The sequence below is a fragment of the Mesorhizobium sp. M7A.F.Ca.US.007.01.2.1 genome (assembly GCF_003998165.1).
Classification (GTDB): Bacteria; Pseudomonadota; Alphaproteobacteria; order Rhizobiales; family Rhizobiaceae; genus Mesorhizobium; species Mesorhizobium ciceri.
This window is the reverse complement of record NZ_RZQP01000078.1, coordinates 1-25,123: the sequence shown is the minus strand read 5'-3', so window position 1 is coordinate 25,123 and position 25,123 is coordinate 1. Positions and strand designations below refer to the sequence as shown.

At 61.8% G+C, this 25,123-nt stretch carries 22 protein-coding genes, 1 tRNA gene and 1 pseudogene; 5 read left to right on the top strand and 19 right to left on the bottom strand.

What is annotated here, in order from left to right; translation table 11 throughout:
• Positions 1-149 precede the first annotated feature (149 nt).
• The 14 genes and pseudogenes from EN949_RS16235 to rpoZ form a co-directional block, all read right to left on the bottom strand.
• Positions 150-2,900 (bottom strand): DUF2339 domain-containing protein, encoded by a 2,751-nt coding sequence (locus tag EN949_RS16235; RefSeq protein WP_127371029.1) that lies wholly within the window; start codon positions 2,898-2,900, stop codon positions 150-152.
• 82 nt (positions 2,901-2,982) lie between these two features.
• Entirely contained in the window at positions 2,983-3,501 is a 519-nt protein-coding gene (locus EN949_RS16230) for a PaaI family thioesterase (protein WP_027162667.1), read from the bottom strand.
• Positions 3,498-4,274, bottom strand: coding sequence for a DNA repair protein RecO (gene recO, locus EN949_RS16225; RefSeq protein ID WP_013532580.1), 777 nt, complete (start codon positions 4,272-4,274; stop codon positions 3,498-3,500). The genes EN949_RS16230 and recO overlap by 4 nt, the downstream gene beginning before the upstream one ends.
• Before the next feature lie 132 nt (positions 4,275-4,406).
• Positions 4,407-5,543 (bottom strand): porin, encoded by a 1,137-nt coding sequence (locus EN949_RS16220; protein WP_024503065.1) that lies wholly within the window; start codon positions 5,541-5,543, stop codon positions 4,407-4,409.
• Positions 5,544-6,238: 695 nt separating this feature from the next.
• Positions 6,239-7,159, bottom strand: a pseudogene (locus tag EN949_RS16215) (aminoglycoside phosphotransferase family protein).
• A 5-nt stretch (positions 7,160-7,164) separates the two neighbouring features.
• Entirely contained in the window at positions 7,165-8,091 is a 927-nt protein-coding gene (gene era, locus EN949_RS16210; protein ID WP_024503067.1) for a GTPase Era, read from the bottom strand.
• Positions 8,088-8,843, bottom strand: a complete 756-nt coding sequence (gene rnc / locus EN949_RS16205) for a ribonuclease III (RefSeq protein ID WP_084652676.1) — start codon at positions 8,841-8,843, stop codon at positions 8,088-8,090. Before rnc ends, era begins: the two co-directional genes overlap by 4 nt.
• Positions 8,843-9,592, bottom strand: coding sequence for a signal peptidase I (gene lepB, locus EN949_RS16200; protein ID WP_013532585.1), 750 nt, complete (start codon positions 9,590-9,592; stop codon positions 8,843-8,845). Before lepB ends, rnc begins: the two co-directional genes overlap by 1 nt.
• Positions 9,593-9,670: 78 nt before the next feature.
• Positions 9,671-10,084, bottom strand: a complete 414-nt coding sequence (gene acpS, locus EN949_RS16195) for a holo-ACP synthase (RefSeq protein ID WP_024503069.1) — start codon at positions 10,082-10,084, stop codon at positions 9,671-9,673.
• Entirely contained in the window at positions 10,081-10,680 is a 600-nt protein-coding gene (locus tag EN949_RS16190; RefSeq protein WP_013532587.1) for a DUF2062 domain-containing protein, read from the bottom strand. Before EN949_RS16190 ends, acpS begins: the two co-directional genes overlap by 4 nt.
• Positions 10,681-10,935: 255 nt before the next feature.
• A complete protein-coding gene (locus EN949_RS16185) occupies positions 10,936-11,316 on the bottom strand; it encodes a VOC family protein (protein WP_024503070.1) in 381 nt (126 codons plus the stop codon).
• A gap of 35 nt (positions 11,317-11,351) precedes the next feature.
• The gene (pyrE, locus tag EN949_RS16180) at positions 11,352-11,930 is read right to left on the bottom strand and encodes an orotate phosphoribosyltransferase (RefSeq protein WP_013532589.1); all 579 of its coding nucleotides are present in this window, start codon (positions 11,928-11,930) and stop codon (positions 11,352-11,354) included.
• Between the two features lie 50 nt (positions 11,931-11,980).
• Positions 11,981-14,209, bottom strand: coding sequence for a bifunctional (p)ppGpp synthetase/guanosine-3',5'-bis(diphosphate) 3'-pyrophosphohydrolase (locus tag EN949_RS16175; protein ID WP_013532590.1), 2,229 nt, complete (start codon positions 14,207-14,209; stop codon positions 11,981-11,983).
• A gap of 128 nt (positions 14,210-14,337) precedes the next feature.
• Complete coding sequence (gene rpoZ / locus EN949_RS16170; protein ID WP_013532591.1) at positions 14,338-14,739, bottom strand: DNA-directed RNA polymerase subunit omega; 402 nt, start codon at positions 14,737-14,739, stop codon at positions 14,338-14,340.
• 323 nt (positions 14,740-15,062) lie between these two features.
• On the opposite strand from rpoZ, the gene EN949_RS16165 reads away from it, so the two are divergent.
• Complete coding sequence (locus tag EN949_RS16165) at positions 15,063-15,644, top strand: NYN domain-containing protein (protein WP_010915096.1); 582 nt, start codon at positions 15,063-15,065, stop codon at positions 15,642-15,644.
• Between the two features lie 11 nt (positions 15,645-15,655).
• Positions 15,656-16,312: a uracil-DNA glycosylase gene (locus EN949_RS16160; RefSeq protein ID WP_127366505.1), complete on the top strand. Its 657-nt coding sequence runs from the start codon at positions 15,656-15,658 to the stop codon at positions 16,310-16,312.
• 17 nt (positions 16,313-16,329) lie between these two features.
• Here EN949_RS16160 and EN949_RS16155 read toward each other — a convergent pair whose 3' ends face one another.
• Genes EN949_RS16155 through dapA form a run of 3 tightly spaced genes read right to left on the bottom strand, consistent with a single transcriptional unit; the run spans position 16,330 to position 18,442 of the window.
• Positions 16,330-17,040 carry a GH25 family lysozyme gene (locus tag EN949_RS16155; protein ID WP_024503073.1) on the bottom strand — a complete coding sequence of 237 codons (711 nt, stop codon included), beginning with the start codon at positions 17,038-17,040 and terminating at the stop codon, positions 16,330-16,332.
• Positions 17,041-17,055: 15 nt separating this feature from the next.
• A complete protein-coding gene (gene smpB / locus EN949_RS16150) occupies positions 17,056-17,535 on the bottom strand; it encodes an SsrA-binding protein SmpB (RefSeq protein WP_013532594.1) in 480 nt (159 codons plus the stop codon).
• 25 nt (positions 17,536-17,560) lie between these two features.
• A complete protein-coding gene (gene dapA / locus EN949_RS16145) occupies positions 17,561-18,442 on the bottom strand; it encodes a 4-hydroxy-tetrahydrodipicolinate synthase (protein ID WP_013532595.1) in 882 nt (293 codons plus the stop codon).
• A gap of 247 nt (positions 18,443-18,689) precedes the next feature.
• Between dapA and EN949_RS16140 the strand changes: the two genes are divergently transcribed.
• Positions 18,690-20,741, top strand: a complete 2,052-nt coding sequence (locus EN949_RS16140; protein WP_127366556.1) for a lytic transglycosylase domain-containing protein — start codon at positions 18,690-18,692, stop codon at positions 20,739-20,741.
• Between the two features lie 109 nt (positions 20,742-20,850).
• On the top strand, positions 20,851-21,750 hold the full coding sequence (locus EN949_RS16135) for an alpha/beta hydrolase (RefSeq protein WP_127366555.1): 900 nt from the start codon (positions 20,851-20,853) through the stop codon (positions 21,748-21,750).
• Between the two features lie 59 nt (positions 21,751-21,809).
• On the opposite strand, the gene EN949_RS16130 is transcribed toward EN949_RS16135, so the two are convergent.
• Together EN949_RS16130 and EN949_RS16125 are read right to left on the bottom strand one after the other, a co-directional pair.
• A complete protein-coding gene (locus EN949_RS16130; RefSeq protein ID WP_127366554.1) occupies positions 21,810-22,904 on the bottom strand; it encodes a site-specific integrase in 1,095 nt (364 codons plus the stop codon).
• A 239-nt stretch (positions 22,905-23,143) separates the two neighbouring features.
• Positions 23,144-24,292, bottom strand: a complete 1,149-nt coding sequence (locus EN949_RS16125; RefSeq protein ID WP_127371729.1) for a porin — start codon at positions 24,290-24,292, stop codon at positions 23,144-23,146.
• A 451-nt stretch (positions 24,293-24,743) separates the two neighbouring features.
• Between EN949_RS16125 and EN949_RS16120 the strand changes: the two genes are divergently transcribed.
• Positions 24,744-24,834: transfer RNA gene (locus EN949_RS16120), tRNA-Ser, on the top strand.
• The last annotated feature ends 289 nt before the right edge of the window (positions 24,835-25,123 follow it).

The window sequence follows — 25,123 nt, the reverse complement described above, 5'->3', positions numbered from 1 at the left end:
GTTGATCTGGATTGAATGCGCCTTCCGGGCGCGGCGCAAGCGGCCAGCGCGAAGCGGTCCGCCGCTCCGGTCACCCAAGCAATGAGATAACGAGCCCATTGGCCGATTTATTCCCGGTCGGGGTGAAATCTTATTGTTCTTGCTTGCCTTTATCCGTTTTCCTTCGCCGCCCGTGTCAAAAGCCGCTGATAGAACAGGCCGATACCGATCAGAACCGCGCCGAGGCCGATGAAGGATAGCGCCCGGAGTACGCCTTCCAACTCCGACATGTCGAATATGAAGACCTTCAGCACGGCGATCGCGATCAGCGCGGCGGAGGCAATGCGCAGCACCTGCGATTTAAGCCAGACGCCGGCGGTGAGCAGCGCCACGCCGATAACCAGCCAGAGCGCCGAATAGGTGTAGGTTTCCAACTGGCCGAGGCCGCTCCACAGGCCGATGAATTCGCCCTTGAACAGGCGCCTCACCGACAGCGTGGCATAGGCGAAGGCAAGCGCGGCAGCCACCACGGCCAGCATCTGCGCATACCATTTTGGCCGCTTGTCCCTGGCGTAGAGCGCCAGTCCCCCGGCGGCGACCGCCGGCAGGAGATAGGCGAGGAACAACAGGTTGAACACCGGGATACGGCCGGTCGATTCGTCTGTGAAAAGCGGGTTCAGCACCACGAAGTGCCGGATGACGATGAAGCCGACGGAGATTACGCCGACGGCCATCGAACCATAGCGCAGCACCGAGCTTGGCGAGCGCATGTCGATAGCGACCAGGATTGCGCCGGCACCGATGGCGATCAGGGTGTACATCGACTGTTCGGCGAGCGTCATGGCACCCGTGTCGATGACGCCACCGTGCATGGCGTGGCGCACCAGTATGGCGAGCGTGAGCAGCGCAAACAGTGCCGCTGCCGCCTCCATGGCAAGGCGCGGCCGGCCATTCGTTGTGCGCGCAAGCTGCCAGGCGGCAAAGCCGAAGGCCAGCGCCGGCACGCCGTAGCCGGGCAACAGCCAGTTGAACACCGGCGTCGTCGACAGGAACCCGGCGCCGACAATGGTCGGGTCGAAGGCGACACGGCCAAGCACCGCGATCACCGCGCCGACCGAAATCCAGCCGAGCACCGGATAGACGCGCCAGCGCGTGGCCAGCGCCGGCACGATGGCGGCCGCACCGAGCAGGATGGTGGTCCAGCCGGAATCGAAAGCCATATGCATCAGCAGCAGCCCGGCGATGGCCGCGCCGCCCAGGGCAAACGAGACCGCGACACCGCCCTTGAGCGGCGGCTCCTCGGCCCGCGCGATCCACTCGCCGCCGGCGGCGAAAATGACGACCAACAGTGCCGCTGCGGCGGCGTAGACAGGGTCACGGTCGAGATTGCCGAAAGTGAACCAGAGCGCCAGCAGGACGACCAGCGGGACGATGACGCCCCACGCCGCCCATGAGGCCGCACGTATCTGTGTCCCAGCGGCGAACCGGCGCGCGGCCCAGAAGCCGGCGCCGATGAAGACCAGGCCGAGTGCGATGCCGATGCGCAAGGTCAGCGCGTTGGACGTGGCCACCGGCAGTCCGTCGACGCCCAGGGCGCCGCCCGAAAAATCGGAAGCGATCGAGGTTGGCGGGATAATGCCGAGATAGATCAGCACCGTGACCAGTCCCGCGGCATAGAGGAGCGGCAGCGCCAGCGGACGATAAAGCGTGACCGCCACCATCGCGGCGATCACCACCGCGCCCGGCAAGGCATAGCCGGCGGCAGCAAAGGCCGGGTCTACCGACAGGCCCAGTGCCGAGAATGCGACGAACAGGCCAGGCACGATGGACGGCCAGTCGAAAGCCCTGTCTTGCGTGGTTTCGTCGCCACGGCGAGCGAGCCAGACAAGGGCGAGCACGGCCAGCGTGACGGCGTCGATGAGCAGGATCGCAGAGAGGTTCGCCCCCGGCGCATCGGTCATATAGAGGATGGTCCAGGCACCGGTGCCGAAAAAGGCGGCCGCCATCAGTAATTTCCAGTCGCGCATGCGGGCGATGACGCCGGTCGCTGCGAGCACGATCGCAAGATAACCGAACAGCGCCCAGGGATTGGGTGCCTGCGAGGCGACGAGCACCGGCGTCACCATGGCACCGACAAGGCCGATGCCGGCCAGCGCCTGGCCATGGACAAGGGCTGCCGCGATCGTCGCCACGCCGATGACGCCGAGCAGCGTGAAGGCGAGTGCCGGGCCGATGAAGCCGTAGATGCCATGCGCGGCATAGACGGTGCCGAACAGGATGAAGGCACCGGCCGCTGTCAGGATCGCCGGAATATAGGCGCCCGCGGCGCCTTGTACGGGCATCTTGAAGCCGGTGCGGCGGATGAACTCGCCGCCGGCGACCAGCACAAGGCCGAGCACGCCGGCCATGGCCAGCCGCACGCCGGGGCCGAAAATGCCGGCTTCGATGGTGTAGCGGATCAGGAACAGGCCGCCCAGCGCCAGGGCGATGCCGCCGACCCAGACCGCCCAGCGGGTGCCGAGCGCGGTTTCGACATCGGATTGGCGGGCGGCTTTCGTCGCTCCGGGAAGCTCCGCGGGTTCCACCGCCTTCGGCGCCGGTTCTGGAGCGGTCCACGGCCCGGACACGATCTCGCCGGTCGAGTCTTCCGTTTCCATGGCTGGCGCCGGTGCGGCGACCGGCTCGCTTGTCGCTGGAGAGGGAATGTCGGCCGCTGCCGCAACGGCTGGAATCACATCGGCGGGTGCGTTGTCGGCCACCGCCTGTTCGGACGGCTTGGCCGCCGGCGGCACGGCTCCCGAGAGCACAAGGCTGCGCAGCGCGCCAAGCTCACGCTCGACAAGGCCGATGCGGCTCTGCTGACGCGAAATGATGACGAACAAGGCGATGATGGCGACAAGGCCGATCAGGCTTTCAAACATGGCGGTTCCCCCAAACCAGGCCAGTTTTCACTGACATTCGTCGTACTGACATTCAAATGCGGCGGCCAAGCGGCCAGAAAACTCAGCGCGCCGCCAGATTGGCGGCCGGAAAGATCGAGCATGTTTCGGTGCCGAAAGCCAGCAGCTTGCCGCCGGCATCCTTCAGCGTCGCTTCCGACACCGCCAACGTGCGGCCCTTGTGAACAACCCTGCCCTCGCAGACCACCTCGCCGGTCTTCGGCGTGATGGGACGCGTCAAATTCACCTTGAACTCCGCCGTCGTATAGGCCTCGCCCTTTTCGAGCAGCGTCTGCACGGCACAGGCCAGTGCCGAATCGAGCAGCGTTGCCGCCCAGCCGCCATGCACGCTGCCCAGCGGGTTGAGATGGCGCTCGCTCGGCATGCCACGAAAGACAGCGCGCCCTTCCGAGACTTCGGTGAGAGTGAAATTCAGCTGGAAGGAAATCGGCGGCGCCGGATACTTGCCGTCGACGATGCGCTGCAGCAATTCCAAACCGGTGTATTTCAGGATGTCGGCGTGCGGAATGGTGCCGAGGCCGAGCGGTGAGACCCGGCCAGGATAAAGTTCGACTTCGCTCATGTGAGGATTTCTCTGGCTGCGTCCTCGCCAGCTATGGCCTTGCCGCGTGCGTGATGTTTGCGCAAGGCGGCGAGGAAGCCGGTACGAGCGTCCGGCGGCTCGATGCCGCGCGGCTCATAGACGTGGCGGTTGAAGAAGAAGCCGGTGAGCCGGAAGGCGTCGTCGACATCAGCCGCATCCGCGCGCAGGCCGGAGCCGCGCTGCAGGAAGGCCGGCAGAGCCAGCATCCTGTCGCGCCATGGCAAACCGGCTTCGCGCGATACCGCGCGTCCCGACTTCGGCGAAACATAGGCCAGGTCCTGTCGCGTGCCGGTGGCGGCGCATTGGCTGAGATCGAGGCCGAAGCCGAGTTCGTCCAGCACCAGAAGCTCGAAACGCGCCACCAGTTCGCCGGCAACGTCGGCATCGTCGAGATGGACGATCATTACGGCAAGCGTTTCGTAGAGACCTTCATGCGCGTCGCGCTCGGGCAGCAGGCGCAGATGCGCGGCCATGGTCTGCAAACCGTAGACGGCGACGGCGCTGTCCATCAACCGGGCAGCATTCATCTCGATCGCTTCGGCCTGGAACGTGCCGAGATGTTCATCAAGGCGCGCACGCCACAACAGGTCGACGCGATTGCCGGGCTGGAGGACGGGCTGCTGTTTGCGCGAACGGCCGCCGCGAACAAGGCCGAGATGACGGCCATGCGCTCGCGTCAGCACCTCGAGAATGGCGCTGGTTTCGCCATGCTTGCGGGTGCCGAGAATGATTCCCTCGTCGCGCCATTCCATTTCAGGAGCTTTTCACCGATCGGGTGGCGAAATCAAGGTATGGGCTTGGCTCCTGGGTAACTCTCACACCAATGCATAAAAAACCGCCCGCAGCGATGTGCTGCGGGCGGGCTGGTGAGGTCAGTCGATCTGCTAGAAATTGCGCTGGAAGCGGACGATGCCGCCGACGCTGCTCTTCTTGTCGGCCTTGGTCCAGTTGTTGAAGTCGAAGTCGTCGAATTTTCCTGCATTGAGGTAATCGACTTCAGTCGTGACCGTAAAGCCGGGCACAATGGTATAGGCAACGTTGGCAGCGACGCCGAGGTTCTTCCAGTCGTCATAGGAAATCTGGGCGTTGAACGAGGTCTTCTCGTTGAACTTGTAGGTGCCGCCACCCCAGACTGCCCAGTTACCGCCCCACGGCTTGTATTGGGTACGGCCTGTGCCGAAGTCGTTGATGTTGTCGTTGGTGCCGTAGCCGCCCATGACGAACAGCGTCAGTTCCTTGCTGACGTTGACGTCCAAACGGACCTTGCCGGCCACTTCCTCATAGTTGCTGTCATAGGCCACGACGCCAGTGATCGCACCCCAGTCGCCCTTGTACTTCAAGCCGCCGACGACATGCGGAACATAGCTGTCGATGGTGTTGACGGCGGTGCCTTCCTCAAGCGAGACCACGCCCGTGAAGCCGCTGCCAGCGTCGAAGTAATAGCTGATGAGATTGGTATCCTTGACACCATACGGGATGAGCGTGTCCTGGATGACATTGCCGGCATAACCGATGAACTGGTCGTATACCGTTTCATCCTTACCGACGCGCAGACCACCGAGCTGGATCCAGGCGAAATTGAGGGTGGTGGTCTTGTTGCCGGCCTGCCAGCCGGTGCCGTCGCCTGTATAGTCGCCGGAGGAGTTGCCGAACTGGAAGCGAGTTTCGGTAAAGGTCTTCAACGTGCCGAGTTCGGTTTCCTGGCCGGTATAAGTCCTCAGCGTGAAGCGCATGTTCTTGTAATAGGTGTCGTGCCTATCGCCGTCCATGTGATCGGCAACGTTGTTGGCGCCATCGAGCGAGCCGGAATCGCCGACGCCCATGTCGTAGCGGAGATAACCGCCGATGCGCAGGCAGGTCTCGGTGCCCGGAATATAGAAGTAGCCGGCGCCGTAGACGTCGCAAATCTTGACGTATTCGGCCGGTTCCGGTTCGGCGACGACGACAGCGTCGGCGGCGCGCGCGCCGCTGACCGCGATCAGGGCCGCGGCTGAGCCGAGAAGGAGGCTCTTGATGTTCATTTTCTGACCTCTCCAGTCATAGTTATAAATGGCTCCGGATTTGTGGCTGGCGGCAATGTTTTCCCGCCTCACCCCCACAACGAAAAAGGCTCACACCGCTCGCCCTTTTCAGCGGCGAACATACCCATCGATCATCTGCCTTCAATGACGATTTCCGAAATAATGCCAATTCCGTGAACAGATTAATGCTGTGTTGCACAAATAACACTTTGCGTGACGGCGAATGGCACAAGTGGCACAACGTCACATATTGAATATATATACGGGATACTTTCGCGGCTAAATATAATTCAACGTTTTATATTTCTAAAAATACCGCACAATGTGGAATATCTACCTGGTTTTCGCCGACATCGACCTGAATCTTGCCGACCCCTCTATCGCCAGGTGACGCCCATTCGCCAATCTCACTCTGATGCCGAGGCGAAAAGCGGGATGACGCTTCCAAGCCTGTCTGCTTCTTCCAAGACGATCGAAACCCTGGAGCGCTGTGGCGTCCCCGATTGTGACAGCAGCCAACCGTTCAAAAACGATTCCTCCGTGACGCCTCTCAGTCGACCTTGGCGACACGGGCGACGTGGTCGTCCGCCTCGATCAGGCGGATTGGCACTCCCGGGAAGCATGCGTCGGTCGGAATGTCCCTGGTCGCGCCATGCGACGGCGGATGTTTGGCGACGGGACTGGGTTTTGGTTGGCTAGAGCGGCTTATCGTTCGGCGCTTCACGCTCGCGCGCGCGGTCGGCAAGGACTTCATCGATCACGTGACTTTCTCAACCTCAACAGGGTTGGCGTCGATCTGTCCAGCGACCGTGATCAGCGCCTTCCAAAGCGTCCAGCCACGACCGCGCGCCCACATCGCCCCGTCGGCCGGAAGGCCGGCACGAAACGCCTCCCGGCTTTTGCCTTCAAACAGCGTCCACGCAATCGCCAGATCGCAGGCGGGATCGCCGACGCCGGAGGTTCCGAAGTCGATCACCGCGCTCAATCGGCCTTGCCTGACCAACAGGTTTCCCCAACTGACGTCACCGTGGAACCAGACCGGCGCACCGTGCCATTGTGCGGCAAGTGCTGCCTCCCACACCGCACTGGCTGCGACCGTGTCGATCTTGCCTTCGAGGGCGGCAATCGCTTGCCGGGCCTCGCCATCGTAGACGCTGAGTGCTCCGCCGCGAAAGAAATTGTGCTGTCCCGGCGCCGGGTCCACCGGTGGCATCGATACGCTGAAGGGCGACCAGGAACGCGGCCAGGTCGGTCGCAAATTGCGGCAGGCTGGCAATCCGCTCGCGCTCTGCCGTCTCGCCTTCGATCCAGCGGTAGACGGACCAGTGCCAGGGATAGCTTTCGGCCGGAACTCCCATCGCCAGCGGCACCGGGATCGGCAGCGGCAGCGGCAGCAGAGGTGCGAGCCTCGGCAGCCAGCGATGCTCCTTTTCCACCTGCAGGGAATAGGCCGCGGCGCTTGGCAGTCGCACGGTCATCTCGCCGCCCAGATGAAAGGTCCTGTTGTCCCATCCGCCTGATGCAACCGGCCTGACCGGAAGATCCTTCCACTTGGGAAATTGCGTGGCGATCAATCGGCTGACAAGCGTTATGTCGATGTTCGGCTTGCTGACCATCGAGCCTAGCGCGGAAACTCGAGCCCCATTTCGCGGTAGCGCTCGGGGTCGTCGCCCCAGTTCTCGCGCACCTTGACGAACAGGAACAGGTGCACCTTCTGTTCGAGGATGCCTGCTATCTCCATGCGCGCCGCCTGGCCGATGGCGCGGATGGTCTCGCCCTTGTGGCCGAGAACGATCTTCTTCTGGCTGTCGCGCTCGACATAGATGGTCTGGTCGATGCGCACCGAGCCGTCCGGCTTCTCTTCCCATTTCTCGGTCTCGATATGCGAGGAATAGGGCAATTCCTGATGCAGCCTGAGATAAAGCTTCTCGCGCGTGATCTCGGCCGCGAGCTGGCGCATCGGCAGGTCCGAGATCTGGTCTTCCGGATAGTACCAGGGACCGACCGGCAGAGACTCGGCCAGATAATCGAGCACGTCCTTGCAGCCGGAACCGGTCAGCGCCGACACCATGAAGGTGCGCTTGAACGGCACCCTTTCGTTCGCTGCCGCCGACAGAGCCAGCAGCGCTTCGTGCTTGACGCGGTCGACCTTGTTGAGGATCAGCACCATCGGCTGGCGCACATCCTTCAGCCGTTCGAGGATGGCGTCGGCGTCGCCCCTGATGCCGCGCTCGGCGTCGATCAGAAGCAGTACGATATCGGCGTCCTTGGCCCCACCCCAGGCGGTCGTCACCATCGCCGTGTCGAGCCTCCGCTTCGGCTTGAAGATGCCAGGCGTGTCGACGAAAACGATTTGCGCATTGTCATGCGTGGCGATGCCGCGCACGATGGCGCGGGTCGTCTGCACCTTGTGGGTGACAATCGACACCTTGGCGCCGACCAATTGGTTGACCAAGGTCGACTTGCCCGCATTGGGCGCGCCGATCAGCGCGACAAAGCCGGAATGCGTGGCGGCGGCTGTGGTCGCCGGCTCTTCGGTAGCGGTCATGCCGCGCTCCCTTCACTGGAGGGCCGCGAGCCCCCCGATTTTTGGGCCGATGCGGCGGCCCAAACGCCTTCGCGCACAAGAAATGCCGAAGCCGCCGCTTCTTCGGCCGCCCTGCGCGAGCCGCCGGTGCCGCTTATCGGCGCAAAGCCGCGGACCTGCAAGGATACAGTGAAGACCGGCTGATGGTCGGGTCCCTCGCGCTTGTCGATCACATATTCGGGTCTGATATCGCTGGTCTTGGCAATCCATTCCTGCAGATCGGATTTCGGATTGAGCGGCTTTGCGATCACCGTATGCGAGCGCGGTTCCCAGTAGCGCAGGACGAACCGCCGCGCGGCCTCGATGCCACCGTCGACGTAAACCGCCGCAATCAGCGCTTCGACCGCATCCGCCAGATAGTTTCCGCCCGAGCCACGCGACCGCATCTTCAAGGCAGAATCGGCGCGGACCAGATCCTCCAGCTGCATTTCGATGCCGATTTCGGAGCAGGTCCGCGCATCGACCAGCGCATTGAAGCGCGGCGCGATTTCACCTTCCGGCGCATCGGGAAATTTTTCGAAAAGCATATCGGCGACGACAAGCCCGAGCACGCGGTCGCCAAGAAATTCAAGACGCTGGTTGTTGGTGGCCGCCTTGACCGCACTGGAATGCGTCAAGGCGGTCTCGAGCAAACGGATATCCTTGAAGACGTGACCGGTCTTGGCCTTCACCAAACCGGCCAGTGTTTCGCCTGTCGGGCGCTTCAAAGCCATCAATTGACGAAATGGAACAGGCGCGAAGCGCGCATCAGCGACGGCCATTTCCAGATTTCGAGAGGGCTCGCCTTGCCGGCGATCGAGAAGAAGACAAGATTGGCGCGGCCAACCAGATTTTCCGCGGGAACGTAGCCGACAGTGAAACGGCTGTCGGCGGAATTGTCCCGGTTGTCGCCCATCATGAAATAGTGGCCGGGCGGCACGTCGAATTCGCGGGTGTTGTCGCCGATCGAGTTCGAATTCAGGTCAAGCGTGTCGTAGCTGACGCCGTTGGGCAGGGTTTCGCGATAGACATCGATCGGGCGCGATTCCTCGGTGATGTCGGGATTGTCGATCTGGCCTGTTTTCACGCGCGGCACGCCGACGCCGTTGATGAACAGCTGGCCGTCCTTGACCTGGATCTTGTCACCCGGCAGGCCGACCACGCGCTTGATGTAGTCGACGGACGGATCAGGCGGGAACTTGAAAACCGCCACGTCGCCGCGCTTCGGCTCGGAGCCCCAGATGCGGCCCGAAAAAATATCGGGTCCGAAAGGCAGCGAATAGCGCGAATAGCCATAGGACCATTTGGTGACGAACAGATAGTCGCCTTCCAAAAGCGTCGGCCGCATTGATCCCGATGGGATCGAAAAAGGCTGGAACAGCAGCGTGCGGATGACCAGGGCGAGCAAAAGCGCCTGGACGATGACGCTGACGGTCTCGCCAAGCCCGCCGGATTTCTTCTCGGATTTTTCAGCCACGCTCATGTCGTCCTCGATTGTGCGTTGGATGGTATAGAGTCTCGGCGCGCGCTGGGCAACGTCAATGCCGGTCGTCAGAGGCAATCAATGTGGCGCTTCTTCGACGGGCAGCGCCTCGATGATCACAAAGGCTTGAGCGAGCGGGAAATCATCCGTGATGGTGAGGTGGATTGCCGCCCGATGGCCCTTTGGCAGGATTTTGTCCAGCCTGGCCTGCGCTCCTCCCGTCAGCGCCATGGTCGGCGCGCCACTGGGCAGGTTGACGACACCCATGTCGCGCCAGAACACGCCCTGCGCCAGTCCGGTGCCCAGCGCCTTGGCGCAGGCCTCCTTGGCGGCGAAACGCTTGGCATAGGAGGCCGCGCGGGCGCGTCGATTGTCCGAACGCGCCTGTTCGATGTCGGTGTAGATTCTCTGGACGAAGCGCTGGCCGTGACGCTCCAGCGATTTCTCGATGCGTCTGATGTCGATCAGGTCGCTGCCGATGCCGATGATCATCGCGCAGTGGAACCGATGCTTGCGCCGGGATGGGACGATTGCGCATGCCGGCTTGCGCGCTCGGCCAGGCGTTTGCGCCGCTGTTCGCGGAAAGCGTTCATGCCCCAGCGCGTGATGGCGTAGAACAGCAGCCCGAAGATCAAGCCGAGCGGAACCGCACCGATCAGCATCGGTTCAAGGACCGGTTTCCACAATTGCGCGAAGGAGAGGTTGTGCAACATCTCGCCCAGATGCGCCGGCGGCCCATGTGTCGGCAACCGGTCATGCAGGATGAGCTTGCCCGTTTCCCACGACGCGCCCCATAGCAACGGGAAGGTCAGCGGGTTGCCGAAAAAAACCGCGCCAAGCGCCGCCGCCACCAGATTGCCGGCGATCACCCAGCACAGGATGGCAGCGATGATGAAATGGAAACCGACGGGGAAGAATGAAGCGAAGACACCGGCCGCAACGCCGGCCGCCACCGCATGCGGTGTGGCCTTCAGCCGCAGGATGCGCTTGGAAAAATACTGAAGCGAGCGCGAAAACGAGCGGCGCGGCCAAAGATAGGTACGCACCCGCTCATAAAGGCCATCAGGCTTGCGGCGTCGAAATAGCACTCTGTTCCCGTTCCACAGCGCCCGCAACGGCACCTTCAGCCGGGCGTGGCAGCCACATCTTGCGCTTGACGATCACCCTATGGCAATCGCCAGCTTATATAACAACGCGCTGGCGCAAGAACAACCAAACACCTTTTGTGCGCCGCGCTTGTCGCCGCCCTTCGGGGCGGCAGGTCTTGCTTCGAACATTGGACAATCGCGGCAAAATTTAAGGAACGGCAGTCGCATCGCCGAAAGGCACAGCGCCGCCAGCGGCTACGGCAGGTATTCGCTGACCTCGACCAGATTGCCGTCCGGGTCGCGGAAATAGACCGACATCATTGGACCTCGGGCCCCGACACGTTCAACCGGGCCGAGTTCCACCACCACACCATTGGCCGCGAGCCGCGCACGGACCTCATCCAGTGGCCGCTCGGTGATCAGGCAGAAATCACCTGATCCTGATGTCGGCGACTTCGCCTTTGGCTCGAAAGTCCGGCCGACCTCATGCACATTGATCTTATGGCTACCGAAAGCCAGCGCCGTCGGTCGATCGGCCGCGTCGATGCGCTCAAAACCCAGCACGCGCTGGTAAAACTCACAGGTCACTTCCAGCGAAGCGACCGTCAGCACGAAATGATCGATGCCGGCGATCATTTCCAATTCGTCTTCACGCATGTCGGCATGCCCCGTCAGATGTTGCGGCTGCCGGGCTTGATCGCCGGGATGGCGGCAAGCTCCGGCGGCAGCCGGTCGGCCGGATAGGCCGGGACCTCATACTCGGCAAGCGCGATGAGCGGCACGCCGACATCAGTCTTGCCGGCCGAACGGTCGATGATGCAGGCCGCGGCAACCACCTCGGCGCCAAGCTCGCGCAGGCACTCGATGGTCTCTCGGATCGACAGGCCGGTGGTGACGATGTCCTCGACGATCACGACACGCGAACCCCTGGCGATCTCGAAGCGGCGCAAGCGGAACTCGCCCCCTTCCCGCTCGACCCAGATCGCCGGCACGCCGAGATGACGTGAGGTCTCATAGGCCGGGATCAGCCCGCCGATCGCCGGGCCGACGACATAGTCGATCTTGCCGGGCACGCCTGCGCGGATCTTCTCCGCCAGCGCCTTGCACAGAAGCTCGGTCTTGTCGGCATGCATGAACACGCGCGCCTTCTGCAGGAAGACCGGACTGCGCAGGCCCGAGGTCAAAATGAAATGCCCTTCCAGAACAGCACCCGCCTCGCGGAAAATGCCCAGCACTTCATCGGTGTTCATGTCTGCCTCTTTTTGATTGACCATGGTTTTGTCCGAAACCGGAGCATGGTCTAGCCATTGACGCGTCTTGCGTCGCTGACGCTCGAATTGTCCTTGAGCTGCGATAGCAGCCGGTTGAGGTGCTTGAGATCCCAGACTTCGAGATCGATCAGCATTTCGGTGAAGTCGGGCGCAGTGCGCACCATCGACAGCGTATGGATGTTGGCGTCGTTCGAGGCAACCACCTGCGCTATATCGGCGAGTGACCCCGGCGCGTTGATGGCGGTGACCGATACGCGCGCCGGAAAGCGTTCCTTGGTGCGCTCATCGATGTCCCAGCGCACGTCGATCCAGCGCTCGGGCTGGTCATCGAATGCCTGCAGCGCTGGCGACTGGATCGGATAGATAGTGATGCCGGTGCCCGGCTGGACGATGCCGACGATGCGATCGCCAGGCACTGCCCCCTCCGGCGCGAAGCGCACCGGCAGATCGCCGCGCACGCCGCGGATCGGCACGGCTCCATCGCGTGGCTGGTCCTTGTCCTTGCGCGCGGCACGACCCGGAATCTGGAACAGCATGCCGGCGGCATTGCGGATCTTCGACCAGCCCTCCTCGCGCGGCTTGGGAACGGCCGTGGTGACGCGCTCGTCCTTGTAGTCAGGGAATACCGCCTTCATGACATCAGTGGAGGCGAGCTCGCCACGCCCGACAGAGGCCAGCACATCCTCGATGTCCTTGCGCGCCAGCCTGTGCAGCACCTGCTTCAGGCTCTCCTTGGTGAAGGTCTTGCCGGCACGCTCGAAGGCGCGTTCCAGGATGCGGATGCCGAGACCTGAATATTGCTTGCGGATGGCGTTCTTGGTGGCACGGCGGATGGCCGAGCGCGCCTTGCCGGTGACGACGACCGATTCCCACGCCGCCGGCGGCACCTGCGCCTTGGAGCGGATGATCTCGACCTCGTCGCCGTTCTTCAGTTCCGTCATCAGCGGCATGATGCGGCCGTTGACCTTGGCACCGACGCAGGTGTCGCCGACATCGGTGTGCACCGCATAGGCGAAGTCGATCGGTGTCGCGCCGCGCGGCAGCGCAATCAACATGCCTTTCGGGGTGAAGCAGAACACCTGGTCCTGGAACAGTTCCAGCTTGGTATTTTCGAGGAAATCCTCAGGGTTGTCGCCTTCGGCAAGCTGCTCGATGGTGCGGCGCAGCCAGGCGTAGGCGTTGGTTTCCTTTGAAATCGCGTGGGCGGCGCCATTCGTCTTGCCGCCGGTATCCTTGTAGATCGAATGGGCGGCGACGCCGTATTCGGCGATCTTGTTCATCTCTCGGGTGCGGATCTGCAGCTCGACACGCTGGCGCGACGGGCCGACAATGGTGGTGTGGATCGAGCGGTAGTCGTTCTGTTTCGGCGTCGAGATGTAGTCCTTGAAGCGACCCGGCACCATAGACCACGCGGTGTGGATGGCGCCAAGCGCCCGATAGCAGTCCTCGACCGTGTCGACGACGACGCGAAAGCCGAAGATGTCAGAGAGCTGCTCGAAGGACAGCGCCTTGGCCTCCATCTTGCGGAACACCGACCACGGCTTCTTCTGCCGGCTCTTTACGCTGGCGTTGATCGCATGCTTCTCGAACAACGTGGACAGTGCCTTTTCGATGTCCGTCAGCACGCCCTTGTTGCGTTCGAAGATTTCAGCAAGCCGTGCGGTGACGGCGCGATAGGCTTCAGGATTAATGAAGCGGAAGGCGATCTCCTCCAGCTCTTCACGCATGCCTTGCATGCCCATGCGCCCGGCCAGCGGTGCGTAGATATCCATCGTCTCCTCGGCGATGCGGAGGCGCTTGGCCTCCGGCATGTGGTCGAGGGTGCGCATATTGTGCAAACGATCGGCGAGCTTGACCAGCAGCACGCGGACATCTTCCGAAATCGCCAGCAGAAGCTTTCTCAGGTTTTCCGCCTGCTCGGCCTTCTTCGAGACCAGATCGAGCTTCTTCAACTTGGTCAGGCCCTCGACCAGCTTGCCCATTTCGGGGCCGAACAGATCGTCGATCTCGGCCCGCGTGGCGGTCGTGTCCTCGATGGTGTCGTGCAGCAGGGCGACCGCGATCGTCGCCTCGTCCATATGCATTTCGGTGAGGATGGCGGCGACTTCGAGCGGATGCGAGAAATACGGATCGCCGGAAGCGCGCTTCTGGTGGCCATGCTTCTGCATGGCATAGACATAGGCCTTGTTGAGCAACGCCTCGTTGACGTCAGGCTTGTAGCGCTGGACGCGCTCGACAAGCTCATACTGACGCATCATGGGCGGAATCTCGCGGTGCTGAAATGATTGATGCGCCGCACTAGCGTACGGCGCATCCCATAGATAGCCACGAAACTGACTGGACGGAAGTGCCGGAAACGTATTCCAGGCAGGTCCAGAACGCTGGCTTAGTAGTCGTCGCTCTTTTCCGGCGGCACCAGGCCCTCGATGCCGGCCAGGAGGTCTTCCTCGGTCATCCGGTCGAAGGTGATGTTCTCCTCGGCGTCGTCGGCGTCGGTGGCGGCAACGGCGGTGCCGGTCTGATCGGCAATCGCCTCGCCATCGGCCTCGGGCTCGTCGACCTCGACATGCTTCTGCAGCGAATGGATCAGATCTTCCTTGAGGTCGTCGGGCGACAGCGTCTCATCGGCGATCTCGCGCAGCGCCACAACCGGATTCTTGTCGTTGTCACGCGGCACTGTGATCGGCGCGCCCTGGCTGATCTGCCGGGCACGATGGCCGGCAAGGAGCACCAGCTCGAAGCGGTTGTCGACCTTGTCGATGCAATCTTCAACGGTTACGCGGGCCATGGATTGCCCCTTTCATGCGATGGATTTGATGGAAAACAGGCGCGGTCCATAACCCGAACGCCGTCAAAATACAAGCATCATGGCAATGGCTGGGTTGCATGGCGTCCAAACCTTGGTTCAAACACCCGATTTGGCAAAACCAGTCTGTGCTATGTGTTCGGTGTCCCGATCACAATTGCTTGCAGTGCCGCACGCGCCCTTGGATTGCCGCGAAACTGGCGCTATCTCGGATGGCATAGAGGTCAGCCGGTTTATTATGAGCCTGACCGAACGCTATCGCATTTGGTTTAGACGGGTGTTTATTTCGAGAAGGAATATTTTCCATGTTCGACCCTCGTGAAAAAATCGCCCTATTCATCGACGGCGCCAATCTCTACGCGACGTCGCGCGCGCTCGGCTTCGACATCGACTACCGCAAGCTTCTGTCGAGCTTCCAGAAGCGCGGCTATCTGCTGCGCGCCTATTATTACACGGCGCTGGTCGAGGATCAGGAATACTCCTCGATCCGTCCGCTGATCGACTGGCTCGACTATAATGGCTTCAAGGTGGTCACCAAGCCGGCCAAGGAATTCACCGACTCGACCGGCCGCCGCAAGATCAAGGGCAATATGGACATCGAGCTCACCGTCGATGCGCTGGAACTCGCCGATGTCGTCGACCACTACGTCATCTTTTCCGGCGACGGCGATTTCCGCACATTGGTCGAGGCATTGCAGCGGCGTGGCCGCAAGGTATCGATCGTCTCGACCATGGCCTCGCAGCCGCCGATGATCTCCGACGATCTGCGCCGCCAGGCCGACCATTTCATCGACCTGACGACGCTGAAGAACGAGGTTGGCCGTGACCCGTCCGAGCGCCCGGTGCGCAGGCCCGAGCCGGCCGAAGTCGACGAGGACGATTATTGAGGCCGGTCGCCTTGACCGTGCTTTCCGCCTCCGAACCCGGCCGCGATTGCCCGCTCTGCCCAAGGCTGCATGACTTCATCGCCGAGTGGCGGCAGCGCGAGCCGTCCTGGTTCAATGCGCCGGTGCCGACTTTTTTACCACCCGAGGGTGACGCGGCGGTTCAGTTGCTGATCGTCGGGCTGGCGCCTGGCCTGCGCGGTGCCAATCGAACGGGCCGCCCGTTCACCGGCGACTATGCCGGCGACCTGCTCTACTCGACGATGATTTCGCACGGTTTTGCGCGCGGAGAGTTCAAGGCGCGGCCAGATGACGGATTGGAGCTGGTCGGCACCGCGATCACCAACGCGGTGCGCTGCGTGCCGCCGGAGAACAAGCCGGTGGGCGCTGAGATTGCCACCTGCCGGACATTCCTGGTGCCGACGATCGCCAGGTTCCCGAACCTGCGCGCCGTGCTGGCACTGGGATCGATCGCGCACCAGTCGACGGTGCGGGCATTGGGCGGGCGTGTCGCCGCCTATCCGTTCAAGCATGGCGGGCAGCTGCCGGCCGGCAGCATCACGCTGTTTTCGAGCTACCATTGCTCGCGCTACAACACCAACACCGGTGTGCTGACCGAAGCGATGTTCGTTAGCGTTTTCAGCCAGATAGCGGCGTTCCTGCAGAAATAGAGTCGGGCGCCAGCGGATCAGCTTGATGGCGCAAACAGTGCAGCCAGCACCGCCGGCCCACCCTTCAGCACGTTCATATCGACATCGCCATTGATGCCGTCAACGCGACCCCTGTTGTGGTACTGCCAGTAGACCCAGTCGTCGCGGTCCGGCTCCAGGAGCAACGAGCGGAGCCAGAGCGGACGGGCAGCAATGCGCCCTGCATAGGTCTGCGCTGCCTCATCGGTCAGATAGACGATCGCAGGTTTGCCGAACGTCGCCTCGACTGGAGCGAGGAACGCGGCCAGTTCGGCGTTCAATTGTTCGGGCGTCGGCCGCTGCGGGCAGTTGCCGCCGAACTCGATGTCGACGACCGGCGGCAGCAGCGGCTGGTCGTGCGGCACAACCGAGATGAAATTCTTCGCCTGGTCGGCGCCAGGTCGGCAAAAGGTGAAAAAGTGATAGGCGCCGACGGCGAGACCGGCGGCGCGGGCCTCTTCCAGATTCCTCGCGAAGGCATCGTCGACATGATCGCCGCCTTCGGTCGCCTTGATGACTGCGAAAGCGACATCGTCGGCGGCGACACGCGGCCAGTCGATCCGGCCCTGATGATGGGAAACGTCGATGCCCCTGAGCGGATATTTGTCGCGGTCCGGCGAGAATGCCCTGAAATAGATGTAGCCGCCTGCTGCGACGAAACATACCAAGACCAGACTGGCCAGACCAAAGAGAACAATCCGGTTCTTCAAGCGAATGGCCCCAGCCTACCCACGCTCTTTTAACAGCCGGCCCTTCTCGCGCGACCAATCGCGCTGCTTCTCGCTCTCGCGCTTGTCGTGCAGTTTCTTGCCGCGGCCGACAGCGAGCAGCAGCTTGGCGCGGCCCTGGTCGTTGAAATAGATCTTTAGCGGCACAAGCGTCATGCCTTCGCGGTCGACGCTTTGCGACAGTTTCGCCATCTCGCGCTTGTTGAGCAGCAGCTTGCGGCGCCGCCTGGGCTCGTGGTTGAAGCGGTTGGCCTGCAGATATTCCGGCAGATAGGAATTGATCAGCCAGATCTCGCCGCCTTCGACCGAGGCATAGCTGTCCTGGATATTGGCCTGGCCCTGGCGCAGCGACTTGACCTCGGTGCCGGTCAGCACCAGACCGGCCTCGACCGTGTCGAGCACCTCATAGGAAAACCGCGCCTTGCGGTTTTCCGAAACGGTCTTGTTGTTGGGATCGGCTTTTCTGACTTGATTCATGATGCGGAGAGGTGGCGCCTCATCCCTAATTAATCAAGCCGGCGTGCTTCATAGCCGCATCGATCTTGTCGGCAGTCGACTGTTCGATCGTCACCAACGGCGAGCGCAGCACGTTTTCGACCTTGCCTAGCTTCGACAGCGCGTATTTGGCGCCGGAAACGCCAGGCTCGATGAAGATCGCCTTGTGCAGCGGCAGCAGGCGATCCTGCAGATCCAGCGCCTTGGCGCTGTCGCCGGCAAGCGTTGCCTCCTGGAATTCGGCGCACAGCCGCGGCGCGACGTTCGACGTCACCGAAATACAGCCGACGCCGCCATGCGCGTTGAATCCAAGCGCCGAAGCATCTTCGCCCGAAAGCTGGATGAAATCCTTGCCGCACGTGGCACGCTGCTCGGAAACCCGTTCGACCTTGCCGGTGGCATCCTTGACACCGACGATGTTCTTGAAGTCGTGCACGAGCCGGCCCATCGTGTCCGGCATCATGTCGATGACCGAGCGCGGCGGGATGTTGTAGATGATGATCGGCAGCTTGGTCGCCCTGGCGACCGCCGCGAAGTGCTCATACAGGCCGCGCTGCGTCGGCCTGTTATAATAAGGCGTGACGACCAGGGCGGCATCGGCGCCGGCCTTCTCGGCATACTGCACGAGCCCGACGGCTTCCTCGGTGTTGTTGGAACCAGCGCCGGCGACGACCGGAACTCGTCCCTTGGCCACCTCGATGCATACCTTGACGACCTGGCGGTGCTCGTCATGCGACAGTGTCGGCGACTCGCCGGTGGTGCCGACCGGCACCAGGCCCGTCGTGCCCTCCGCGAGTTGCCATTCGACGAATGCGCGAAAGGCTTTCTCGTCGAAACGCCCGCTCTTTTCGAACGGTGTCACGAGCGCAGTAAGCGAGCCTCTCAGCATTTCGTCCAACTCCTTGGCACTTCTGGTGTTTTGTGTCGGTGTTTGTGGTCGCGCCTTCTAACCGAAAGCGAAGCGGCGCACCATAGTCTCGACATGGTTGCGCGGCAAGCATTGCCATGGTGCCAGCAAGCGCAATTCGAACGGCCTCGCTAACTCTTTGTTTACGGGCTCTTCACGACCTAAGTTTAGGCTTCGAGGCATCTTCGCCAGCTTGTGGAATGCCAGGACAAGGAAAGATTTAGGGATCATGCCGGGCGGTCGGCCTCACCTTCTCGCGCTGCTTGGCGCCGCGCTCGCGCTGATGCCGGGCATGGCGATCAGCGGCAGCGTGGACGCACGGGTCACCTCAGCCATTCCGATTCCAGGCGCGGCAATTGCGCTGCCAGACCTGCAGGACAGAACGCGACAGGCGCCCTTGCCCGACGTCGCCCCTCTGAAAAGCGGACTGGATGCGTTGGCGCAGGGTGATAGTCCCCGCGCTCGTGGCGTGCGCGATGCCCTTCCGGCGCAGTCGCTCGACCAGCATATCCTTGCCTGGGCGATCGCGCTTTATGGCGGCGACAAGGTTCCGAGCGACGATATCACTGCTGCGGCCAAGATGCTGCCCAACTGGCCGGGGACCGTAGCCCTGCGCAAGAACAGCGAGCGCGCGCTCTATCGAGAGAACCCTGCCCCCGACATCGTCATCAGGGCGTTCGATGGCAGCCAGCCGCAGACATTCGAAGGCGTGATGGTTCTCGCCCGCGCCTATGTGGCGTCCAGCAATGCCAAGGCGGCGCGTTCCGTGCTGTCGCCCTTCTGGCGCACCGCGATCCTGGAGGCCAAGGACGAGGCGGCGCTGATCAAGGAATTCGGCAGCCTGATCCCGGCCGCAGACCACCGCTTTCGCATGGAGCGCATGTTCTATGCCGACCGCGCGAATTCCGCGCTGCGCGTCGCCGGCCTCGCCGGCGCCCAGCAGCTCGCCGATGCATGGGCGGCGGCCGACAAAGGCGACAAGAACGCGCCCAAGCTGCTGAAGGCCGTGCCGGCAATGCAACGTTCGGCCGGCTACTTCTTCGCGCAGGCCGAATATTTGCGCAAGCAGGAGGATTTTGCCGGCGCTGCAGCCATTGTGATGCAGGCACCGACCGATCGCGAAGCTCTGGTCGATCCGGATGCCTGGTGGGTCGAGCGCCGGGTGCTGTCGCGTGAACTGGTCGACCAGGGCGACATGAAGGCCGCGTACAAGATCGTCGCCACACACGCTGCCGAAAGTGCCACCAATGCGGCCGACGCCGAATTCCATGCCGGCTGGTACGCGTTGCGCGGCCTGAACGACCCCAAGCTTGCCGCAACGCATTTCGCTCGCATCGCCGACCTTGCCCAAGGGCCGATGACGCTGTCGCGCGCGTATTACTGGCTCGGCCGTGCCGCCGAAGTCGGCGGCCCGGGCAACGCCAAGGATTATTTTGCGCGCGCCGCTGCCTACGGCACGACATTCTACGGCCAGCTTGCCGCCGAACGTGTCGGCCGGCAGGCGCTCAACATCGTCTATCCCTCGCCAAGCGCCGCCGACCGGCAGAACTTTGCCGGCCGCGAGGCCGTCAGCGCCATCAAGCGGCTGCAGGAGGCGGGCTACGATCGCTATGCCGAGACGCTCTATCGCGACCTTGCCGGGCAGTTGACCAGTCCAGGCGAACTGGCGCTGCTCGCTGTCCTTGCCGAAAAGCAAGGGAACCATTTTATGGCGCTGAAAATCGGCAAGATCGCCGGGGCGCGCGGCATTGATGTCGGCGCATTGTCGCATCCGCTCGGCGTCATTCCCGATTCGGCTGACATTTCCGGCTCAGGCAAGGCGCTGGCTTATGCGATCGCCCGCCAGGAAAGCGAATTCAACATCGGCGCCGTGTCGAGCGCCGGCGCGCGCGGGCTGCTGCAGCTGATGCCGGGAACCGCAAGGCAACTGGCGAAGAAGGCCGGGCTGCAGTTTTCGCAAGCACGGCTGACCACCGATGCCGGCTACAACGCGACGCTTGGTTCGGCCTTCCTCGGCGAACAGCTCGACCGCTTCAACGGCTCCTACGTGCTGACCTTCGCCGGCTACAATGCTGGCCCCAACCGGGCCAGGCAGTGGGTGGGCAGATATGGCGACCCGCGCGGCAAGGACATCGACGCGGTCGTCGACTGGATCGAGCGGATTCCCTACACAGAAACAAGAAGTTACGTTCAGCGCGTGATGGAGAATTACGAGGTCTACAAGATGCGTATTTCCGGCAAATACGACATTGTCGGGGATCTGGTGAACGGGCGGAGTTGAGCCTTTCTGTCCTTCTCCACTTGTGGGAGAAGGCAAAAGCGCCTTTTATTGACCATCCCTGCCCTCGCCTGTAGCTGTCCAGATTGATACAGCGAGGTCGCACATTCCGATGGCAAGCGAGCAGCTTTTTTCCGACTTCTTCTACAGCGCACCGGACGGGTTAAAACTCCATGCGCGCGTCTATGGCGAGGCCAATTCCGGACCCTGGCCGGTTGTCTGCCTGCCTGGCCTGACCCGCAATGCCAAGGATTTTCACGAGCTGGCGCTCTATCTGTCGACGCATGCGGCAACTCCACGAAAGGTCATCGCCTTCGACTACCGCGGGCGCGGGCAGTCGGCTTATGATCCCGACGTCAAAAATTACAATGTCGGCGTGGAGGCCGGCGACATTCTCGCCGGGCTGGCGGCGCTGAACATCGGAGAAGCGGCCTTCATCGGCACCTCGCGCGGGGGATTGATCATCCATGTGCTCGGGACGATGCGGCCATCCGTCCTGAAAGCCATTGTTTTCAACGACATCGGACCGGTGATCGAGACGGCCGGACTTGCCCATATCCAGTCTTATCTCGAGCGCGACCCGGCACCGAAAACCCGCACACAGGCGGCGGCCGCCCAGCGCAGCGTGCATGGCGAAGACTTCCCCGCTCTTGCCGGCGCCGATTGGGATCGGATGGTATGGGCTCTCTACCGCGAAACGGATGGTGGGCTGGTGCCGGATTTCGATCCGAAGCTGGTGGATACCGTTGCCAGTCTCGATCTGACGCAGAAGCTGCCTGACCTATGGCCGCAATTCGAGGCGTTGGCCGCGATTCCTCTGCTCACCATACGGGGCGTTAATTCGAGATTGCTGTCCACAGACACGCTCAAGCAGATGAGAGAGCGCCATTCCATGATGGAGACGATCACCGTCGAGGGTCAGGGCCATGCGCCGTTCCTCGAGACCGGCAGCCTACCGGGCGACATAGGCGCTTTTCTCGATCAGGCCGAGCGGAAGAATATCCTGAAGTAAACCCCATGACCAAACGAGGTCACGGGATAGCTACGATAGTATAGGCAGGATTCTTCAGCCTACTTGGCTTTTGAACTTTTCCGAGTCGCTTTCGGCGACTCCTTAGCGGCGGCGGCTGCCTCGTCCCTCGTTTTCCGCTCTGCCGTCGGCGACGAAGGCGTCGTCACGGGCGAAGAAAACATGGAGCCTTCAGCGCAATTGCCGCCCGGCTGAGTCGATCGAGGCGTTTCCAGCACGATGACACAGCCATCGAGATCGTTGGTGGCCAGATGCGCGTAGCGCATCGTCATCGACAACGTTTGGTGGCCGAGCCACATCTGCACGCGTCTGATGTCGATGCCGCCTTGGACCAGACGCGAGGCGCAGGTATGGCGCAGTATATGCGGCACCACCTGATCGTCGGCACCGAGGCCGACTTCGGCCTTCGCGTCGTTCCAGATGGCACGGAACTGTGCCTGGCTGAGCTTGGTGAACGGTCCTTTGGGCCGGCGGCCCTCGGTGGGAGGCAGCTTGATGACCTCCTTGACCCGCTCGGTCATTGGAATGGTGCGGCTGCGGCCGGATTTGGTGATCCAGAACGAGACGCGATGCTCCTGGATATCGTTCCAGATCAGCCCGAGCGCCTCGCCGAGACGGCATCCGGTGTCGACCAGGAAGACGGAAAGCCTGTAGGCATCCTCGCTGCGGCTCTTGATGGCGGCGAACAGGCGCGCCTCTTCGTCCCTTTCGAGGAACCGAATCCGACCCGCCCGCTCCTTCTGGCGGCGGAACTCGGGCAGGCTGTGGATATCTCCCATCTTGTGAGCCTTGCGCAGCAGTTTGCTGAGGGCAGCCATCTTTCGATTGATGGTTGCGTTGCTGTTGCCGCGCTGGCGCAAGGTGCCGATAAGGTTGTCGAGGGTACTTTGGTCAAAGGCGCTGAAACGCTCCCCAAGGAGAATCTCGTCTATTTCGCCGATGAAAGAGCTGACATTATACTTATGCCGCCCATCATCCCATAATATGTCACGATATGCTGAAAAAAGATCTCTGACCCGATGCGACTTTACTTCTCTAATCTTGTTATAGATGTATCGAATCTTCGGACTTTGAGAAGAAAACATCGAAAAATGATCAGAGGACTCGCCCTCTTGAATCGCTTCGTTCGTCATCATTTGCCACACCCCCGAGTGGGATAGGTCAGCCCTACCCGCTTGGAAGCGTCCTTTCAAGAGATTTTAATCACGCGGTTGTGATTTCCATCCGCCCATCAGCAGATCCCACGAAACCACTCCACGGATTTATTCAGCTACCGTTACCCCCATCCTTCTGTTTGCCTTGATCCAGTCGCGAAACGAAAACAGCCCGGGCGCTTGCACGCCCGGGCTGAATTTCACCTGTAAGGAACCAGCCCTTAGAACGAGCGCTGGAAGCGGAGAATGCCGCCGATGTTGCTCTTCTTGTCAGCGCCGAACCAACCCTTGTTAAGGTCGTCACTGCCGACGTTCTGGTAGTCGACTTCGGCCGTGACCGTGAAGCCCGGAACGACGTCATAAGCGACGTTCGCCGCAATGCCGAGGTTCTTCCAGTCATCATACGAGACCTGAGCGTTGAACGAGGTCTTCTCGTTGAACTTGTAGGTGCCACCGCCCCAGACAGCCCAGTTGCCGCCCCACTGCTTGTACATGCCGCGACCGCCAGCTCCGACCAGCGGATCATCGCCGAGGTTGTCGTCGGAGCCGTAGCCACCCATGACCCACAGCGACAGTTCGTTGGAGACGTTCACGTCCAGGCGAACCTTGCCGGCAACTTCTTCGTAGTTGCTGTCATACGAGACAACGCCGGTGATGGCGCCCCAGCCCTGCGTCCACTTCACGCCGCCGACAACATGCGGAACATAGCTGTCGATCGAGTAGTCGCCATAACCTTCTTCGAGCGAGACCACGGCCGAGAAACCGTTGCCAGCGTCGAAGTAGTACTGGATGACATTGGTGTCGAAGCCGCCGTAGGGAACAATCGTATCCTGGATGACGTTGCCGGCATAGCCGATGAACGTATCGAAGGCCGATTCGTCTTTACCGACGCGCAAGCCGCCGAGCTGGATCCAGGCGAAATTCAGCGTGGTACCCTTGTTGTGAGCCTGCCAGTCGCCGGCAAACTCATCGGTATAGTCGCCGGTGTTGTTGCCGAAGTTGAAGCGGGTTTCGGTGTAGGTCTTCAACGTGCCGAGTTCGGTTTCCTGGCCGGTCCAGGTCTTCAGCGTGAAGCGAGCCTGCTTGTAGTAGGTGTCGTGCTCGTCGCCGGCGTTCATGCGGTCCGGAACGTTGTTGACGCCATCGTTGGTGCCGTGATCGCCCACGCCGATATCGTAGCGGATGTAGCCGCCGATGCGCAGGCAGGTCTCGGTGCCGGGGATGTAGAAGTAGCCAGCGCCATAGACGTCGCAAATCTTGACGTATTCAGCGGGTTCCGGCTCGGCGACGACGACGGCGTCGGCGGCGCGCGCACCGGAAACTGCGATCAGGGCCGCAGCGGAGCCGAGGAGAAGGCTCTTAATGTTCATTTTCTGACCTCCAGTCAAAAGTTAAAAAACGGGTCTGGGTATTCTTTGCTGAAGGACAGCGTTCCCTGCCCCATCCCCACTACCGAAAAAGATGCGCACCGCGCCGCTCCTTCGAAATCGACATTACTCATGAGGCGGCGGCGTTCAACCACGATCGTACCGGTGAAAGGGCTGCCTGGCTGCTATCCCCTGGCGTTGTTGCACAAATGACACGATTTGGCCTCACTCAGAAAGCTCTCGTTAACCATCAGGCCCGCCGCAACCCCTTGTTTGCCGCCGAATCCGGCGATGGACCGACGGAATCATGGCGAGTTCCCGAGTCGCTAGCCAGGAAACAACCGCAGAACCGCCACATGCATGGAAGATCGCGGTTCGGCGCCTTCTTATTTTTTCAGATAATGATGCGGGCTTGTTGATTGTGCCAGCGCTTTTCTTTATCCAGCGGCGCAACGGAGAGGTGGCCGAGTGGTCGAAGGCGCTCCCCTGCTAAGGGAGTAGAGGTCAAAAGCTTCTCGTGGGTTCGAATCCCATCCTCTCCGCCATCCTGCTTCGCGCTGCGCGCTTCGCAGGACAAATCTCCTAACAATAACAAATTGATAGTCGAAGGAAGCGCCGTTCCTGTGGCGTCGCCTGACTCTCCGCAAGCCGCTGTTTCATCCGATTCTGACTGGAGGTCAGAAAATGAACATCAAGAGCCTTCTCCTCGGCTCCGCTGCGGCCCTGATCGCAGTTTCCGGTGCGCGCGCCGCCGACGCCGTCGTCGTCGCCGAGCCGGAACCCGCTGAATACGTCAAGATTTGCGACGTCTACGGCGCTGGCTACTTCTACATC